The sequence below is a fragment of the Pantoea brenneri genome (genome assembly GCF_038594305.1).
Taxonomy (GTDB): Bacteria; Pseudomonadota; Gammaproteobacteria; order Enterobacterales; family Enterobacteriaceae; genus Pantoea; species Pantoea brenneri.
The window spans coordinates 2088302-2104882 of record NZ_JBCGBG010000001.1 but is presented as its reverse complement, the minus strand read 5'-3'; the positions used below and the strand labels follow the sequence as shown (position 1 = coordinate 2104882).

Genomic DNA, 16581 nt, shown 5'->3' with positions numbered 1-16581 from the left:
TCGGCCTTGCCAGGCGGCAGGGTCGTCACGCCTTCTCGTTCAAGATAACGAGTGCCAGGCAAAAGCGTAGCTGTTAGACTACTGCAATCCTGTACAGGGGTTGCAGAGCGTCTGCGCTCACCTTTTCCATCCAACTTCGTCGAATCCACATGAGCTATCAGGTACTTGCGCGAAAATGGCGTCCCCAGGCTTTTGCTGATGTTGTCGGTCAGGAACACGTTCTGACGGCGCTGGCGAATGGATTGTCTCTGGGACGTATCCACCATGCTTATCTCTTCTCCGGCACACGCGGCGTAGGGAAAACCACCATTGCGCGTCTGCTGGCCAAGGGCCTTAACTGCGAAACCGGTATCACCGCCACGCCATGTGGTCAGTGTGATAATTGCCGGGAGATTGAGCAGGGCCGTTTTGTCGATCTGATTGAGATCGATGCCGCGTCGCGTACAAAAGTCGAAGACACCCGCGATCTGCTCGATAACGTGCAGTACGCACCGGCGCGCGGCCGCTTCAAAGTCTATCTGATTGATGAAGTGCACATGCTGTCGCGTCACAGCTTCAATGCGCTGTTGAAGACGCTGGAAGAACCACCATCACACGTTAAATTCCTGCTGGCGACCACCGATCCGCAGAAGCTGCCGGTGACCATCCTGTCTCGCTGCCTGCAGTTTCATCTCAAAGCGCTGGATGTCGATCAGATCCGACAGCAGCTTGAGCATGTTCTGCAGCAGGAGCACATCGACAGCGAAACGCGGGCGCTGCAATTGCTGGCGCGCGCGGCTGACGGCAGCATGCGTGATGCGCTGAGTCTGACCGACCAGGCGATTGCGATGGGGCAGGGCGCAGTGACCAGCACCACGGTCAGCGCCATGCTCGGCACGCTGGATGACGAACAGCCGCTCGGCCTGCTGGAAGCGCTGGTTGACGGCGATGGTCAGCAGGTGATGTCGCTGCTGAGTCAGGCCGCATCGCGCGGTGTGGAGTGGGAAGCGCTGCTGGTTGAAATGCTGCGCTTACTGCACCAGATTGCCATGGTGCAGCTGTTGCCAGCCTCGCTGAATGACGACGACGAAAGTAACGCGCTCAGGCTGCGTGAACTGGCACGCGTGGTGCCGCCAGCCGATCTGCAGCTCTACTATCAGACCTTGCTGATGGGCCGTAAAGATCTGCCGATTGCGCCAGATCGCCGGATGGGCGTTGAAATGACGCTGCTGCGGGCGCTGGCCTTCCACCCTAAAGCCGCAGTGGCTGAACCGATTGCCCGACCGACGTTAACGCAACAGTCGGCCCCGGTCGCGCCGGTGGAACACGCGCCGTCGCCGCAGGGAATGGCACCCTCGGCTCCGCCAGCTGGCCGGCCAGTAACCGCGCCGTCGTCTTACGCGCAGGCTCAGCCGCCAGCGCCAGCCCGGCCAGCCGCCTCCGCGCCGTCGCCGGTTACCTCGTCGTCCAGCCAGCAGCAGATTGCTGCGCAGCCGCAGATGGCCGCGCCCGATCCTGCGCCGCAGGCCGCGACGCCACCGCCTGCTGCTGCCGCGGATAATGCCCTTTCCAGTTCCACCAGTCAGCTCCTGCAGGCGCGCACCCAGTTGTTGCGTCAGGGAGCGAACAAGCCAAAAAAGAGTGAGCCGGCGGCGCCAGGTGCGCGGCCGGCCAACTCCGCGCTGGAGCGGCTGGCCTCGGTTACCGAGCGCAGCCAGCAGCGTATCCGCGAGCGTGAGCCTGCTGCGCCGGTAAAAGAAGAGGCGTATCGCTGGAAGGCGCAAACCCAGCCGGTGGTGGTGGCGGAACCGGTTGCCACGCCAAAGGCCTTGCGTTCTGCGCTGGAGCATGAGAAAACCCCTGAGCTGGCGGCGCGTCTGGCGGAAGAAGCGCAGCAGCGCGATCCGTGGGCGGCTGAAATTGCTTCGCTGCCGCTGCCTAAACTGGTGCAGCAGCTGGCGCTGAATGCCTGGAAAGAGACCACCGAAACCGGTGTCTGTCTGCATCTGCGTTCCAGCCAGCGCCACCTTAATTCGGCATCTGCTCAGCAGGTGTTAAGCGCCGCCCTGAGTGAGGCTGCCGGGCAGGCAGTTGAACTCTCGGTGGTTGAAGACGATAATTCATCGGTGTTGACACCACTTGAGTGGCGTCAGGCCATTTACGAAGAGAAACTGGCGCAGGCGCGTCAGTCGATCACTTGCGATACCCACATTCAGACGTTACAGCGGTTTTTCGATGCCGATCTGGATGAAGAGAGTATCCGACCTGTTTGAACACGCTGCCGCTATCTCAACGATAGCGTTGTGGCCTCAGCTGAGAGAGAAAAATATGTTTGGTAAAGGCGGATTGGGCAACCTGATGAAACAGGCCCAGCAGATGCAGGACAAAATGGCCAAGGTTCAGGAAGAGATCGCCGCGCTGGAAGTGACCGGTGAATCAGGCGCAGGCCTGGTGAAGGTCACCATCAACGGTGCTCACAACTGCCGCCGCGTCGAAGTCGATCCCAGCCTGCTGGAAGATGACAAAGATATGCTGGAAGATCTGATCGCTGCGGCGTTCAACGATGCTGCACGCCGCATTGATGAAACCCAGAAAGAGAAGATGGCGTCTGTCTCCTCCGGTATGCAGCTGCCACCAGGCTTCAAGATGCCGTTCTGATGCAAACCAGCCCACTGCTTGAATCATTGATGGAGTCGCTGCGCTGTCTGCCCGGCGTTGGGCCGAAATCGGCGCAGCGCATGGCTTTTCAGCTGCTGCAACGCGATCGCAGCGGCGGGATGCGCCTGGCGCAGGCACTGACCCGGGCGATGTCGGAAATCGGCCACTGTGCCGATTGCCGTACCTTTACCGAGCAGGAGATCTGCACCATTTGCGCCAATCCACGGCGTCAGCAGAATGGTCTGATCTGCGTGGTAGAGAGCCCGGCGGATATCCACGCCATTGAGCAAACGGGCCAGTTTGCCGGTCGTTACTTCGTGCTGATGGGGCACCTGTCACCGCTTGACGGCATTGGCCCGGCCGATATCGGTCTGGATCGCCTTGAGCAGCGACTGGAAAGCGAAACCATTCAGGAAGTCATTCTCGCCACCAACCCGACGGTGGAAGGGGAAGCGACCGCTAACTATATCGCCGAGCTGTGCGGTCAGTATGGCGTAGACGCCAGCCGCATCGCGCACGGAGTGCCGGTTGGCGGTGAGCTGGAAATGGTCGATGGCACCACGCTCTCCCATTCGCTGGCGGGCCGCCACAAGATTAAATTTTAACCACTTGCCGGTGTTGTGACAGACACCGGCTTGAAAACCTCGCCGTCATCCCCACATCAACCTCAACGTTTGTTCAACCTGTTTTGTTGAGGTAGCAATGACCATGAAAGGACAAGAGACCCGTGGCTTTCAGTCGGAAGTAAAACAACTTCTGCACCTGATGATCCATTCTCTCTATTCAAACAAAGAGATTTTCCTGCGTGAGCTGATTTCCAACGCCTCGGATGCGGCAGACAAACTGCGTTTCCGTGCGCTGTCGGATGCCAGCCTGTATGAAGGCGACGGTGAACTGCGCGTCCGTCTCTCTGTTGACAAGGACAACCGCACCCTGACCCTGAGCGACAACGGTATCGGTATGCGTCGTGACGAGGTGATTGAGAACCTCGGTACCATCGCAAAATCGGGTACTAAAGCGTTTCTTGAATCGCTGGGCTCCGATCAGGCGAAAGACAGCCAGCTGATTGGACAGTTCGGGGTGGGCTTCTACTCTGCCTTCATCGTGGCGGATAAGGTCACCGTGCGGACCCGTGCGGCCGGTGCCTCGGCTGACGAAGGCGTATTCTGGGAATCGGCGGGCGAGGGTGAATATACCCTCGCGGACATTGAGAAAGCCGATCGCGGTACCGAAATCACCCTGCATCTGCGCGAAGGCGAAGATGAATTCCTCGACGCGTGGCGCGTTCGCAACATCATCAGCAAATATTCCGATCACATTGCGCTGCCGGTTGAAATCGAAAGCAAAGATGAAGAGAGCGACAGCACCCACTGGGAAAAAATTAACAAAGCCCAGGCGCTGTGGACCCGCAACAAGTCAGAGATCAGCGACGAAGAGTACAACGAGTTTTACAAGCACATTGCCCATGACTTCAGCGATCCGGTCGCCTGGAGCCATAACCGGGTGGAAGGTAAGCAGGAATACACCAGCCTGCTCTACATTCCGGCGCGCGCACCGTTTGATATGTGGAACCGCGAGCACAAGCATGGCCTGAAACTTTACGTACAGCGCGTCTTCATCATGGACGACGCCGAACAGTTTATGCCGAACTACCTGCGCTTCGTCCGCGGTCTGATTGACTCGAATGACCTGCCGCTTAACGTCTCCCGTGAGATCCTGCAGGATAGCCGGGTCACCCAGAGCCTGCGCGGCGCGCTGACCAAACGCACCCTGCAGATGCTGGAAAAACTGGCGAAAGACGACAGCGAAAAATACCAGACATTCTGGAAAGAGTTCGGTCTGGTGCTGAAAGAGGGCCCGGCTGAAGATCACGCTAACCAGGAAGCGATTGCGAAACTGCTGCGTTTTGCCACCACCCAGAGCGAAGGCGCGGCGCAAACCGTTTCGCTGGAAGATTACGTCAGCCGGATGGTGGAAGGTCAGGAGAAGATTTACTACATCACCGCAGATAGCTATGCCGCTGCGAAGAGCAGCCCGCACCTCGAGCTGTTCCGTAAGAAAGGTATTGAAGTGCTGCTGCTCTCCGATCGCATCGATGAGTGGATGATGAGCTACCTGACTGAGTTCGACGGTAAAACTTTCCAGTCGGTGAGCAAAGCGGATGATTCGCTGAGCAAACTGGCGGATGAAGAGACCGAAGAGCAGAAAGAGGCGGAAAAAGCGCTGGAGCCGTTTGTTGAGCGGGTGAAAACCCTGCTGGGCGAGCGGGTGAAAGAGGTGCGTCTGACTCATCGTCTGACCGACACGCCAGCGATCGTCACCACCGATGCCAACGAAATGACTACCCAGATGGCGAAGCTGTTTGCTGCGGCCGGTCAGGAAGTGCCGGAAGTGAAGTACATCTTCGAGATCAACCCGGATCATTCGCTGGTGAAACGCGTGGCGGACACCCAGGATGAAGCGCGCTTCGGCGAGTGGATCGAACTGTTACTGGATCAGGCGCTGCTGGCAGAACGCGGCACGCTCGACGATCCAAACCAGTTTATCCGTCGCATGAATCAGCTGCTGACGGCATAACCAAAAAAGCCGGTGACCCTCACCGGCTTTTTTTATGGCTGCGCGGCCTCACGCAGCCAGTCCCGAAACAGACTAATTTCCGGCTCAGGAGAGCGGCTCTGTCGGGTCAACATCCAGGTCGCACGTTCAACGCGAACAAACCCCAACGGCGCGATCAGCGTGCCATCCTCCAGCTCCTGCCGCACCAGCAAATGGGGCGCCATTAACACGCCCAGTCCACTGCGCGCTGCCTGGATACCCAGAGTCAGGCTATCGAAATGCTGACCCCCGCTAAAGTTGCCGCTGATACCGGCTTTTTCCGCCCATTCTGACCAGGCGTGCAGCCGCGTATCGGCATGCAGCAGCGGCAGGGCGCGCAAATCGTTGCCGCTCTGTAACTGACGGGCAAACTGCGGTGCGCACAGCGGACCGATCTCATCTTCACTGATCAGCATGGCGTCAATGTCGCTTTCAGGGCGCGCGCTGTGGCTCAGAATCAGCACATCGACATGTTCACTGCGCAGCTGCGCCAGATCCGCCAGCGGCTGGAAGCGGATCTCAATCCCGGGGTAGCGCTGGTAAAAGCTGGCGATGCGTGGGATCAGCCACTGTGACAAAAAACTCGGGGCGCAGGAGACGCTGATATACTGGCGCAGGCCGGTGCGGATGGTTTCACAGCTGCTGCGCAGTTCACTGAACGCCTGCTGACAGCTCTGCAGCAGGCGTTCACCGTGTGAGGTTAACTTTACGCGGCCGTTGCTGCGAACAAACAGCGGTTTGCCCATCCAGCTTTCCAGCTGACGTATCTGATGGCTGATCGCACTGTGCGTGACGTGCAGACGGTCCGCCGCCACGCTAAAGCTGCTGTGTAATGCCGCCTGGTGAAAATAGTGCAGCGCCCTCAGCGGTGGCAGTCCGGTCATCCTCATCCCCTGTTTAAAAATCTAACAAGGATTGTTCATTTATATCATTTTAAAGTCCAGCCGCATTGACCTACTCTACAGGGCAGATTCTGGCGGGTTGACTCAGCATATTATCTATGTGTCCTCCTGATATTCCGCCGCATTTCACCTTCTCTTATGCTGCACTACAACGAAAACGAGACGCTCATGGCATATGCTCCATCTTCCTCTGCCACGCCGTCAGAGACGCGCGACCGTTTGCGGCTGGCACTCTCACGTTTTTACAAGCTGGAGCAGTTCGATCTCTTCTTCGCCCCTTCGCTGCATATAGCGCGGGTGCTACTGTCACAGCTGTTTTTGCGCCAGGAGCAGGCGCGCAATCAGACACGCTACGCCTCACACTATCCGGTGACTGAACTCAACATTTTGCCGGCGATCCCGCTGATGGCCGGTAACATCATGCTGGTGCCACACGTCGATTTGCCCAACGCGCGGGTTCGCCCGCTGCGCGATTGCCAGAATCAGGGCGTTACTGAGGCGAGCGAAAGCTTTGCCAGCGTGCTGCACCCTAATCTGATCGATGATGCGCATCTGTTTGTCACCCGGCTGGATCGTCACGCTGAGATTTGTGGCGATCTGGTGCTGGTGGCGCTGCGCACCTGTGATTTCAGTACGCTGGTGCGCAGCGAACTGCGCCTGTTTGAACAGGGGCTGAGTCTGACGGCCGTCGACGCGGCGCTGCGCCGTTTTGACGATCCGCAGTGGCGGCCGTATAACGCCGCGACCGTGGATGCGCTGTCGCTTCCCGGCCCGATGTCACTGCATTCCAGCCATCAGCCCGGCTTGCCTTTTGCCAGTTTTAATCTGCCGCCGGCGATCATCACCACCCTGTGTGACGCGGAGGATGTGGTGAAATGGCCACAGCAGGCGCGGCTGCAGCTTAATGCCAACGTGCGCGGCAGCGGCAAAAAGAGCATCAATATGACCCACCAGCTGGGCAAGCGATTGCAGACCTTATTGGGGTGCGGCGGTAAATCTGAAAAAGGCGCGGGCCGCTCGACAGGCGCTGCTATCGGGCCGGAAAGGCAGTAGAGTAGACGGGTGCGATCCGCGCCCTTCCTTGTGATGAGCGGGTCATAATGGTATGTTCTTCGCCTTCTCAGATAGATCAATGCGATTCGCAAGGGGATTTACGCAATGCGTATTATTCTGCTCGGAGCTCCGGGCGCAGGTAAGGGGACTCAGGCCCAATTCATCATGGAGAAATATGGCATTCCGCAAATCTCCACCGGCGACATGTTGCGTGCAGCGGTAAAAGCAGGCAGCGAGCTGGGCAACCAGGCGAAAGCCATTATGGATGCCGGCAAACTGGTAACCGATGAGCTGGTGATTGCGCTGGTTAAAGAGCGTATCACTCAGGAAGACTGCAAAAACGGTTTCCTGCTGGACGGTTTCCCACGCACCATTCCTCAGGCGGATGCGATGAAAGAAGCCGGGATCACCGTTGATCACGTGCTGGAGTTCGCCGTACCGGATGAACTGATCGTTGAGCGTATCGTCGGTCGTCGTGTTCATACGCCATCTGGCCGGGTTTACCATGTCACCTTCAATCCACCGAAAGTGGAAGGTAAAGATGACGTTACCGGTGAAGAGCTGACCACCCGTAAAGACGATCAGGAAGAGACCGTGCGTAAGCGCCTGGTGGAATACCATCAGATGACCGCACCGCTCATTGCCTATTACAGCAAAGAAGCGGAAGCCGGTCACACCGCCTATCACAAAATTGACGGCACCCGTAAAGTGACCGAAGTGAGTGCCGAGCTGGCGAAGATCCTCGGCTAAGCACCAGGGGGCCGGTATTACTGGCCCCTTTTGCAGTAATTGCTTTTACCTCCCACTAATTCCGCTACAATTTCCTCGTTTTCACGCATCCCCGTCGTCATCAAGGAATCACAATGAGGCAAGATAAGCCCGGCGTGTTACTGGTTAATTTAGGTACGCCAGACGCCCCAACCACACCTGCTGTTAAACGCTATCTGAAACAGTTTTTAAGCGATCCTCGCGTGGTCGATACGCCGCGCTGGCTCTGGTGGCCGATCCTCAATGGCGTGGTGCTGCCGTTTCGCTCGCCGCGCGTGTCGAAACTCTACGCCTCGGTCTGGATGGAAGGCGGCTCGCCGCTGCTGGTTTACAGCCAGCGTCAGCGTGATGCGCTGGCGGCACGTGTCGATATGCCGGTTGAGCTTGGCATGAGCTACGGAAATCCCAGCATGAAAAGTGCGGTAGATAAGCTGATGGCGCAGGGCGTAACGCGCCTGATCGTGCTGCCGCTCTATCCGCAGTTCTCCTGCTCGACGGTGGCGGCGGTGTGGGATGGTTTAACCGCAGTATTTAAAGATTACCGTTCGTTGCCTGAGGTGCAGTTCATTCGCGATTACGCCGAACATCCGGCCTATATCGCCGCGCTGAAAGCGTCAGTAGAGCGATCTTTCGCGCAGCATGGTCAGCCCGATCTGCTGGTGATGTCGTTCCACGGCATCCCGCAGCGTTTCGCGAATGAAGGCGATGACTATCCTCAGCGCTGTGCCGATACCACTGCGGCACTGACCAAAGCGCTGGGTCTGCGTGACGACCAGTTTATGCTGACCTTCCAGTCGCGTTTCGGCCGCGAACCCTGGCTGATGCCTTACACCGACGAAACCATGAAAAGCCTGCCGGCCAAAGGCATCAGGCATGTGCAGGTCATGAGCCCCGGCTTCTCTTCAGACTGTCTGGAGACGCTGGAGGAGATCAGCGGTGAAAACTGTGAAATCTTCATGCACGCCGGTGGCGAGAAGTTTGAGTACATTCCGGCGCTCAACGCCGACGAAGCCCACATCGAAATGATGGTGCAGCTGGTCAACGCACGCCGTTAAAGCGAAGGCAGAGAGTGTGATATCATTCTCTGCCTGTTTTTCCAGACGGCATTCCCGATGAAATTTCCCGGCAAACGCAAATCCAAACATTACTTCCCGGTCAGCGCACGCGATCCCCTGTTACAGCCTGCTCAACACGATGTTGACGCGGGAAGCTGGGTAGTCGGCATCGATCAGACGCTGGTCGATATCGAAGCGAAAGTCGACGAGGCTTTCCTGACCCGTTATGGCCTGAGTGCCGGTCATTCACTGGTGATCGACGATGCCGTCGCGGAAGCGCTCTACAACGAACTGATGCGCGATGCGCTGATCACTCACCAGTTTGCCGGTGGCACCATTGGCAACACGCTGCATAACTTCTCGGTGCTGGCCGATGACCGTTCAGTGCTGCTGGGCGTGATGTGCAACAACATCCAGATCGGCGGCTACGCCTATCGCTATCTGTGCAATACCTCCAGCCGGATGGATCTCAACTATCTGCAGGGGGTTGATGGTGCGATTGGCCGCTGCTTTACGCTGATTGGTGAGAATGGCGAGCGGACGTTTGCCATCAGCCCGGGCCAGATGAACCAGCTCAAGCCCGATAACGTGCCGGAGTCGGTGATTGCCGGCGCTTCAGCGCTGGTGCTGACCTCCTACCTGGTGCGCTGCGCTGAGGGTGAACCGATGCCGCAGGCCACCTTGCGGGCGATCGAGTACGCCAAACGTCACAATGTACCGGTGGTGCTGACGCTCGGCACCAAACACGTGATCGGCGATAACCCCCAGTTCTGGCGCGACTTCCTGCGCGAGCACGTCACTATCGTGGCAATGAATGAAGAGGAAGCACTGGCGCTGACCGGCGAAGCCGATCCGCTGCTGGCCTCGGATATGGCGCTGGAGTGGGTGGATCTGGTGTTGTGCACTGCCGGGCCGACCGGGCTCTACATGGCGGGTTATACCGAAGAAGAGTTCAAACGTAAAACCAACCATCCGCTGCTGCCGGGTGCCATCGCTGAGTTTAACCAGTATGAGTTCAGCCGGGTAATGCGCCAGCAGGATTGTCAGCAGCCGCTGCGGATTTTCTCGCACATTGCGCCCTACATGGGCGGACCGGAGAAGATCATGAACACCAACGGTGCCGGAGATGGCGCGCTGGCGGCGTTACTGCATGATATTACCGCCAACAACTACCATCGCCTCAACGTGCCCAATTCCAGCAAGCACGCCCGCCCTTATCTGACCTATTCATCGCTGGCGCAGGTGTGTAAATATGCCAACCGCGTAAGCTATCAGGTTCTGAATCAGCATTCGCCGCGCTTAACCCGCGGGTTACCGGAGCGGGAAGACAGTCTGGAAGAGTCTTACTGGGATCGTTAAGCTGCCAGCCACAGGGCGTCAGATAGCTGACAAACTCAAATAAGGCTGAATCTGGCAGCAATGGATTAGCTCAACGCACAGGGTACAAGGTCAGAAGAGGAAAGCGTTCCGTCGCCCGGATAAAACGCCGGGCGCGTTTTTAGACAACGCAATGCGTTGGCCCGGCTCTGGGCGCACTTCAGGGATGAGGTGCATAATCGCGCGGGCCGGGCGAGTCAGGGATGGGCTTTTGCGTCTTACCGATCTGGCCGTGTTCCCTGTGCCGGCTCGCTCTCACAACTATCCGGCCCTGGCTGAATCAACGCACCACGTCGCAGGCATGTAAATCTGTTCCCTGCTTCATCTCATCCTGCAGAATCTGCAGCATGCTGCTGGCAATTTCACGCTCGCCCATCACCACCCGGGTCGCGCCGCGCTCCATGATGTATTCCACCTCATCGTCGTAATGCGCCCGGGCGATGATCTCAATATTCTGGTGCTTCTCGCGCGCGGCGGTCACGACTTCACCCGCTTCATAGCCATTCGGGATGGTCAGCAACAGCCAGCGGGCGCAATCCAGCCGTGCCAGCTCCATGGTTTCAGCCCGGGCTGCATTGCCCAGCACCGCTTTAATGCCTCGCTCACGCAGCGCTTCGACGCGTGGACGGGAATTCTCAACCACCACCAGCGGCACGTTGGCCTCAATCAGCTTCTGGCCGATCAGGCTGCCGACCCGGCCATAGCCGACGATGACCGCGTGATTGCAGAACTCCACCGGGATCTGCTTCTCTTCCTCGATCGCCTCTTCCAGCGTCTGCTCTTCCATGGTTTCGGTTTTCGCCAGGAAACGCTCCAGCAGGGTAAACAGGATCGGGTTGATCATGATCGACAGGATAGCCGCTGCCAGCACCAGATTGCGGCCTTCATCGCTCAGCAGGCCGAGCGAGATGCCGAGTCCGGCCAGAATAAAGGCGAACTCGCCAATTTGCGCCAGGCTGACCGAGATAGTCAATGCGGTACGGCGGGAGTGGCCCAGCAGCGTCACCAGCAGCCAGGCGGCAACGGATTTGCCCACCACGATAATCACCAGCGCACCCAGCACCGCCAGCGGCTGCGTCACCAGAATCGACGGATCAAACAGCATGCCGACCGAGACGAAGAACAGCACGGCGAAAGCATCGCGCAACGGCAGGGTATCGCGGGCGGCGCGGTGGCTCAGTTCAGATTCGTTCAGCACCATGCCGGCAAAGAAGGCGCCGAGCGCGAATGAGACATCGAAGAATTCAACCGCGCCAAACGCAATCCCCAGCGCCAGCGCTAACACCGCCAGCGTAAACAGTTCGCGTGAGCCGGTGGCGGCGCTGCGGGCGAGGATCCACGGAACGGCACGCCGTCCGACCACCATCATCAGCACCATAAAGGCGGCCACTTTACCGATGGTCCACAGCAGGTCCCACGCCAGCAGTCCGGCGCTGGCGTTACCCTGTTCCATCATGCCAGCAATCGCCGGCAGCAATACCAGCGTCAGCACCATCACCAGGTCTTCAACAATCAGCCAGCCAATGGCGATCTGGCCGCGCTGGCTATCAATTAACTGACGCTCTTCTAACGCCCGCAGTAACACCACGGTACTGGCGGTGGAGAGACAGAGGCCAAACACCAGGCCGGTCATCCACGACCATCCCAGCGTCCATGACAGACCCATTCCCAGTAATGTCGCAACCGCTATCTGTGCGACCGCACCGGGAATGGCGATCGACTTTACCGACATCAGGTCTTTTAACGAGAAGTGCAGGCCAACGCCAAACATCAGCAGAATCACCCCCAGCTCCGCCAGTTCCGGCGCGAGGTTAGTATCGGCGACAAAACCTGGCGTAAAGGGACCGGCCAGCACGCCAGCCAGCAGGTAGCCGACCAGCGGTGAAATGCGCAGGCGGTTCGCCAGCATCCCAAGGAGAAATGCCAGAACCAGTGCTCCGACAATGGTGGTGATCAACGGTGTGGTGTGATGCATGCCTGTCTCCTTGTATGCAAATGTATCCGCTTGTAACAAAGAAGTTTAATGCAAAATGGACGCTTTCGCTGAGCAATTTGCGGGAAGAGCAGAAAAAATCGATTAAATGAGAGAAAAACGTAGCCGAAAGGCCATTTTGGTTGCTTATCGTTAATATCGGCCGTGCTGGCGCATTATTAAAGGCCGGATAAATAAAGATTACTTCGGATAAATGCCCTAAGCGTGACGCGAATCAATGGCTAATGACCCTATTAGTCAGCTAAACCGTCGCCCGGCACAGTTTTGACAGGCCGTCAGCCGTCAGGTCGGCGCAATCCACTTTCATCTGGCATTCACTATGCTGCCCGCCGGGGCGTAATTCATCATCACTGACGCCTGCCGCGTGCTTTAGCCTTGAGTTCATCAGAAGAATGTGCGAAACAGTGGGGCAGCCCGGTGAGCGAACCCGCAGAGATAAACGGGCCAGACAGAAATAAGGAGATTAACGGTGTTGTTATCACGATGGGCAGGATCGAGCGTTGCGCTAGTACTGGCGCTGATGCCGCTGTTTTCTCAGGCTGCAGAGCCTGACCGCACGTACCGCTTTACCCTGCTGCACACCAATGATGAACATGGTCACTTCTGGTTCAATCCGCAGGGTGAATATGGTCTGGCAGCACAAAAAACGCTGATGGATACGCTGCGCTATGAGGTGCAGGCCAAAGGCGGCGGCGCATTAATCCTCTCGGCGGGCGACGTCAACACCGGGGTGCCGGAATCGGATGAACTGGATGCTGAACCCGATTTTCGCGCCATGAACCTGATTGGTTACGATGCAATGGCGCTCGGCAATCATGAATTCGACAAGCCGATTGCGGTGCTGCGCAAGCAGGAGAAGTGGGCACGATTCCCGCTGCTGGCGGCTAATGTCTATCAGAAGAGCAGCGGCGAACGAATGTTTAAACCGTGGGCGGTGTTCAATCGTCTCGGCCTGAAAATTGCGGTACTGGGGCTGATTACGCCCGATACTGCCCGGCTGGCCAACCCGGCTGGCTTAACCGATGTCGAATTCCGCGATCCGATCGCCGAAACCATCAAAGCGGTGGCAGAGTTACGCGCCAGTGAGAAACCGGACGTGATTGTCGCGCTGACGCATCTGGGCCACTACGACGACGGCAAGCACGGCAGTAACGGCATCGGTGATGTCACGCTGGCACGCAGCCTGCCGGCCGGCACCCTCGACCTGATCGTCGGCGGTCACTCGCACGATGCAGTCTGCATGGAAAAAGAGAACGTCAGCGTGAAAAATTATCAGCCTGGCCAGCCGTGTCAGCCCGATAAACAGAACGGCATCTGGATCATGCAGGCGGATAAATGGGGCAAATATGTCGGGCGCGGCGATTTCACCTACCGTAATGGTCAGGTCACGCTGGAGGCGTACCAGCTGGTGCCGGTTAACCTTAAGCATCTGGTGAAGAATGCCGACGGCAGTGAAACCTGGCTCACCTGGCAGCAGGAGATCCCGAAAAACAGTGCGATGATGAAGCTGCTGATGCCGTTTCAGAAACGGGCTGAAGCAAAGCTGACCGTCAATGTCGGCAGCGCAGAGGGGGATTTCAGGGGCGAAAAAGAGCAGGTGCGCTTTGAGCAGACCAATCTCGGCCAGCTGATTTTACGGGCACAGATGGCGCATACCCAGGCTGACTTTGCGGTGATGAGCGGCGGCGGTATCCGCGCGTCCCTGAAAACCGGCAAACTGAGCTGGCGCGATCTGCTGCAGGTTCAGCCGTTCGGCAATCATGTGGTGTCGGTAAGCCTGACCGGTGCCGAGATCAAAAAATATCTGGCGGTGGTGGCCAATATCCAGCCTGACTCAGGCGGCTACGCCCAGTTTGCCGGGATCAGCCTGACGGCCGACGGCAAAGAGGTCAGCGATATCCGCATCAACGGTAAGCCGCTCGAGGAGACGCAGCACTATCGCATGGCGACCAACAGTTTTAATGCCGCGGGCGGCGATGGCTATCCACGGCTGGATAATCATGCTGGCTACGTTAACAGCGGCGTGCCAGATGCGCAGGTGCTGCGCGACTGGATCAAGGCGCATTCGCCGATCAAGGCCAGCGACTACCAGCCGCAGGGACAGGTAGTGCATCTCACCGACGAGCAGATCAGGCAGCGTGATGAGGCGGCGGAGAAAGCGCGTAAACGCAACTACCCTAAAATGATTCTGGCGTGGATCTGGCCGTGGGGGAACGAAACAGCCCGGGCGCATTGAACGCATCGGGAGGCGCATGCGCCTCCCGATTGTTTTTATGCCTGACAGGATTTGCGGCTGATCCAGCGCTCGCGCAGTTTGTCCCACACCCAGTTATAGGCCATGGTGTAGGGCAGGAAGAACAGGAAGAAGGCGACTTCCACCAGAAACGCCTGCCACAGCGAAATAGCCAGCATCCAGGCCGCAATCGGCAGGCCAATCAGGATAAATCCCCCTTCAAAACCCAGTGCGTGCATCACGCGCACGCCAGCACTGCGTTTCTGCCCTGGCGGGTGCAGCCGATCAAATCCGCTGTTGTAGATCATGTTCCACAGCATCGCGACGGTAGACAACATAATCGCCAGCGATCCCATCTGAAACAGTGGCTTATTCATCGCCCATGCGGCCAGCGGTGATACGGTCAGAATCGCCAGCGTTTCAAAACAGACGGCATGTAAAATACGTTCTTTTAGTGAGCGGGTACGCATGACTTAACTCTCCTCGGGTTATGCCAGGCATTCTCTCACCGCAGAATGCTAAAATGAAATGAACACCTATCGAAAAAAGCGATGGATAAGATGCGTTACTCCCCGGAATCCCTTGAGGCCTTTGTCCAGACCGTGACCAGCGGCTCGTTTTCTGCTGCCGCGCGGGCGCTGGGAAAAAGTCAGTCCACCATCAGTGCGGCGGTGGCGAATTTAGAAGACGACCTCGGCCTGGTGTTGTTTGATCGTGGCGGACGCCAGCCGGTATTAACCGAGCAGGGACGACGCGCACTGCCGCAGGTGCAGCAAATTCTCGCCGCCAGTGAGCGGCTGGATGCGCTGGCAATACGTTTATCGCAGGGCGTAGAGCCGCGGTTAAGTTTTGCCGTCTCTGATTTCTGGCAAACCGATCATCACGAGCATCTGCTAAAGCAGTTTGACGCACGCTTTCCGGAGATCGAGCTGGAGTGCATGATGGCGGAAGATGGCGATGTGCTGGATCTGTTGCAGGCCGGGCGGGTCCATCTCGGGGTGGTGCGGGCGCAGCCCGCGCTGCCAGCCGATATTGCGGTGGCACGCCTGCAGGTGGAGGCTCAGATGGCGGTTTATCTGCACCATCAGCATCCGCTGGCGATGCTTAAAACCCTCAGTGAGAGTCAGCTTGAAGAGGTGCGCCATCTGCGACTGAATACCTGGGTCGAGCAGCGCGAACCGACCTCAATGGGGCGCATCTGGTCAGCGCCCACCTATTTATTGCTGCTGGAGATGGCAGAGCAGGGCTTTGGCTGGACCATCCTGCCACGCTGGCTGGTAAAGCAGTTTGGCCATGGCGTGTTGCAGGAGCTGCCGCTGCCGGGCTGGCCGCAGCATATTGCGGTTGAGGTGATCTGGTCGCGCCGTAACCCACCGGGTCCGGCGGGACGCTGGATGATCGATCAGCTATGCGCCCAGCCGCGGGTTTAATCGTGGCGGGCGATATCCGCCAGAGGGGCGTCCAGCAGGCGGGCAAGTTCCTGCGGTGCCAGTTCAATATCCAGCCCGCGCTTGCCGCCGGAAATAAAGATAGTGGCAAAGTCGGCAGCAGAAATATCGATCACCGTCGGCAGCCGTTTCTTCTGCCCCAGCGGACTGATGCCGCCGACCAGGTAGCCGGTCACCCGCTGCGCCTGTAGCGGATCGGCCATATCGACTTTTTTAGCCCCCAGCGCTTTGGCGACTTTTTTCAAATCGAGCTGGGTTGATACCGGCGTGACCGCCACCGCCAGCAGTTTTGCCTCGCCATTCAGCGCCACCAGCAGCGTTTTATAGACCTGACGCGCGTCCAGATTCAGTTTACGCACTGCCTCATCACCAAAATGGGTTTCGCTGCTGTCGTGTTCATAGGGGTGCAGAGTGAAGCTGACTTTTTGTTTTTCCAGTAGTTTTACTGCAGGTGTCATACCGGTCCCTTCCTAAGAAAAATCTTATTGCGCCCGATCGTTGAATAAAGGTGGCGAAATTT

General features: G+C 57.9%; 14 protein-coding genes and 1 other annotated feature. Of the genes, 10 read left to right on the top strand and 4 right to left on the bottom strand.

What is annotated here, in order from left to right:
• Window positions 1–149 precede the first annotated feature (149 nt).
• The 4 genes from dnaX (at window position 150) to htpG (ending at window position 5214) form a co-directional block, all read left to right on the top strand.
• The gene (dnaX, locus tag AABB92_RS09955) at window positions 150–2252 is read left to right on the top strand and encodes a DNA polymerase III subunit gamma/tau (protein WP_046288480.1); all 2103 of its coding nucleotides are present in this window, start codon (window positions 150–152) and stop codon (window positions 2250–2252) included.
• Window positions 1594–1655, top strand: a sequence feature (DnaX frameshifting element). Its footprint overlaps the gene before it by 62 nt.
• 55 nt (window positions 2253–2307) lie before the next feature.
• A complete protein-coding gene (locus tag AABB92_RS09950; protein WP_031377860.1) occupies window positions 2308–2637 on the top strand; it encodes a YbaB/EbfC family nucleoid-associated protein in 330 nt (109 codons plus the stop codon).
• Entirely contained in the window at window positions 2637–3242 is a 606-nt protein-coding gene (gene recR, locus AABB92_RS09945; RefSeq protein WP_031377861.1) for a recombination mediator RecR, read from the top strand. The genes AABB92_RS09950 and recR overlap by 1 nt, the downstream gene beginning before the upstream one ends.
• A 97-nt stretch (window positions 3243–3339) precedes the next feature.
• Window positions 3340–5214, top strand: a complete 1875-nt coding sequence (htpG, locus tag AABB92_RS09940; protein WP_046288479.1) for a molecular chaperone HtpG — start codon at window positions 3340–3342, stop codon at window positions 5212–5214.
• 32 nt (window positions 5215–5246) lie between these two features.
• Here the strand turns inward: htpG and AABB92_RS09935 are convergent, their stop codons facing one another.
• Window positions 5247–6116, bottom strand: a complete 870-nt coding sequence (locus AABB92_RS09935; protein ID WP_031377862.1) for a LysR substrate-binding domain-containing protein — start codon at window positions 6114–6116, stop codon at window positions 5247–5249.
• A 186-nt stretch (window positions 6117–6302) separates the two neighbouring features.
• Between AABB92_RS09935 and AABB92_RS09930 the strand changes: the two genes are divergently transcribed.
• The 4 genes from AABB92_RS09930 to AABB92_RS09915 all read left to right on the top strand — a co-directional run bounded on the left by AABB92_RS09930 (window position 6303) and on the right by AABB92_RS09915 (window position 10369).
• A complete protein-coding gene (locus tag AABB92_RS09930; protein WP_031376053.1) occupies window positions 6303–7187 on the top strand; it encodes a DUF6024 family protein in 885 nt (294 codons plus the stop codon).
• A 105-nt stretch (window positions 7188–7292) separates the two neighbouring features.
• Window positions 7293–7937, top strand: coding sequence for an adenylate kinase (gene adk / locus AABB92_RS09925; protein WP_031376054.1), 645 nt, complete (start codon window positions 7293–7295; stop codon window positions 7935–7937).
• A 113-nt stretch (window positions 7938–8050) separates the two neighbouring features.
• Window positions 8051–9010, top strand: coding sequence for a ferrochelatase (gene hemH, locus AABB92_RS09920; RefSeq protein WP_031376055.1), 960 nt, complete (start codon window positions 8051–8053; stop codon window positions 9008–9010).
• Between the two features lie 57 nt (window positions 9011–9067).
• Complete coding sequence (locus AABB92_RS09915; RefSeq protein ID WP_046288478.1) at window positions 9068–10369, top strand: inosine/guanosine kinase; 1302 nt, start codon at window positions 9068–9070, stop codon at window positions 10367–10369.
• A gap of 298 nt (window positions 10370–10667) precedes the next feature.
• On the opposite strand, the gene ybaL is transcribed toward AABB92_RS09915, so the two are convergent.
• Window positions 10668–12362 carry a YbaL family putative K(+) efflux transporter gene (gene ybaL / locus AABB92_RS09910; protein ID WP_031376056.1) on the bottom strand — a complete coding sequence of 565 codons (1695 nt, stop codon included), beginning with the start codon at window positions 12360–12362 and terminating at the stop codon, window positions 10668–10670.
• Between the two features lie 487 nt (window positions 12363–12849).
• On the opposite strand from ybaL, the gene ushA reads away from it, so the two are divergent.
• Window positions 12850–14616 (top strand): bifunctional UDP-sugar hydrolase/5'-nucleotidase UshA, encoded by a 1767-nt coding sequence (gene ushA, locus AABB92_RS09905; RefSeq protein ID WP_031376057.1) that lies wholly within the window; start codon window positions 12850–12852, stop codon window positions 14614–14616.
• Window positions 14617–14651: 35 nt separating this feature from the next.
• On the opposite strand, the gene AABB92_RS09900 is transcribed toward ushA, so the two are convergent.
• Window positions 14652–15083 (bottom strand): multidrug/biocide efflux PACE transporter, encoded by a 432-nt coding sequence (locus AABB92_RS09900; protein WP_046288477.1) that lies wholly within the window; start codon window positions 15081–15083, stop codon window positions 14652–14654.
• A 90-nt stretch (window positions 15084–15173) separates the two neighbouring features.
• On the opposite strand from AABB92_RS09900, the gene AABB92_RS09895 reads away from it, so the two are divergent.
• The gene (locus tag AABB92_RS09895) at window positions 15174–16043 is read left to right on the top strand and encodes a LysR family transcriptional regulator (protein WP_031376058.1); all 870 of its coding nucleotides are present in this window, start codon (window positions 15174–15176) and stop codon (window positions 16041–16043) included.
• On the opposite strand, the gene ybaK is transcribed toward AABB92_RS09895, so the two are convergent.
• Window positions 16040–16519 carry a Cys-tRNA(Pro)/Cys-tRNA(Cys) deacylase YbaK gene (gene ybaK, locus AABB92_RS09890; protein ID WP_031376059.1) on the bottom strand — a complete coding sequence of 160 codons (480 nt, stop codon included), beginning with the start codon at window positions 16517–16519 and terminating at the stop codon, window positions 16040–16042. The genes AABB92_RS09895 and ybaK overlap by 4 nt on opposite strands.
• Between the last annotated feature and the right edge of the window lie 62 nt (window positions 16520–16581).

Bases quoted from the DNA above. Each gene is read 5' to 3' on its own strand.
- ybaK (WP_031376059.1), bottom strand. From the start codon at position 16,519: ATGACACCTGCAGTAAAACTACTGGAAAAACAAAAAGTCAGCTTCACT.
- AABB92_RS09935 (WP_031377862.1), bottom strand. From the start codon at position 6,116: ATGACCGGACTGCCACCGCTGAGGGCGCTGCACTATTTTCACCAGGCG.
- dnaX (WP_046288480.1), top strand. From the start codon at position 150: ATGAGCTATCAGGTACTTGCGCGAAAATGGCGTCCCCAGGCTTTTGCT.
- AABB92_RS09895 (WP_031376058.1), top strand. From the start codon at position 15,174: ATGCGTTACTCCCCGGAATCCCTTGAGGCCTTTGTCCAGACCGTGACC.
- recR (WP_031377861.1), top strand. From the start codon at position 2,637: ATGCAAACCAGCCCACTGCTTGAATCATTGATGGAGTCGCTGCGCTGT.
- AABB92_RS09900 (WP_046288477.1), bottom strand. From the start codon at position 15,083: ATGCGTACCCGCTCACTAAAAGAACGTATTTTACATGCCGTCTGTTTT.
- hemH (WP_031376055.1), top strand. From the start codon at position 8,051: ATGAGGCAAGATAAGCCCGGCGTGTTACTGGTTAATTTAGGTACGCCA.
- AABB92_RS09950 (WP_031377860.1), top strand. From the start codon at position 2,308: ATGTTTGGTAAAGGCGGATTGGGCAACCTGATGAAACAGGCCCAGCAG.
- AABB92_RS09915 (WP_046288478.1), top strand. From the start codon at position 9,068: ATGAAATTTCCCGGCAAACGCAAATCCAAACATTACTTCCCGGTCAGC.
- htpG (WP_046288479.1), top strand. From the start codon at position 3,340: ATGACCATGAAAGGACAAGAGACCCGTGGCTTTCAGTCGGAAGTAAAA.
- ybaL (WP_031376056.1), bottom strand. From the start codon at position 12,362: ATGCATCACACCACACCGTTGATCACCACCATTGTCGGAGCACTGGTT.
- adk (WP_031376054.1), top strand. From the start codon at position 7,293: ATGCGTATTATTCTGCTCGGAGCTCCGGGCGCAGGTAAGGGGACTCAG.
- AABB92_RS09930 (WP_031376053.1), top strand. From the start codon at position 6,303: ATGGCATATGCTCCATCTTCCTCTGCCACGCCGTCAGAGACGCGCGAC.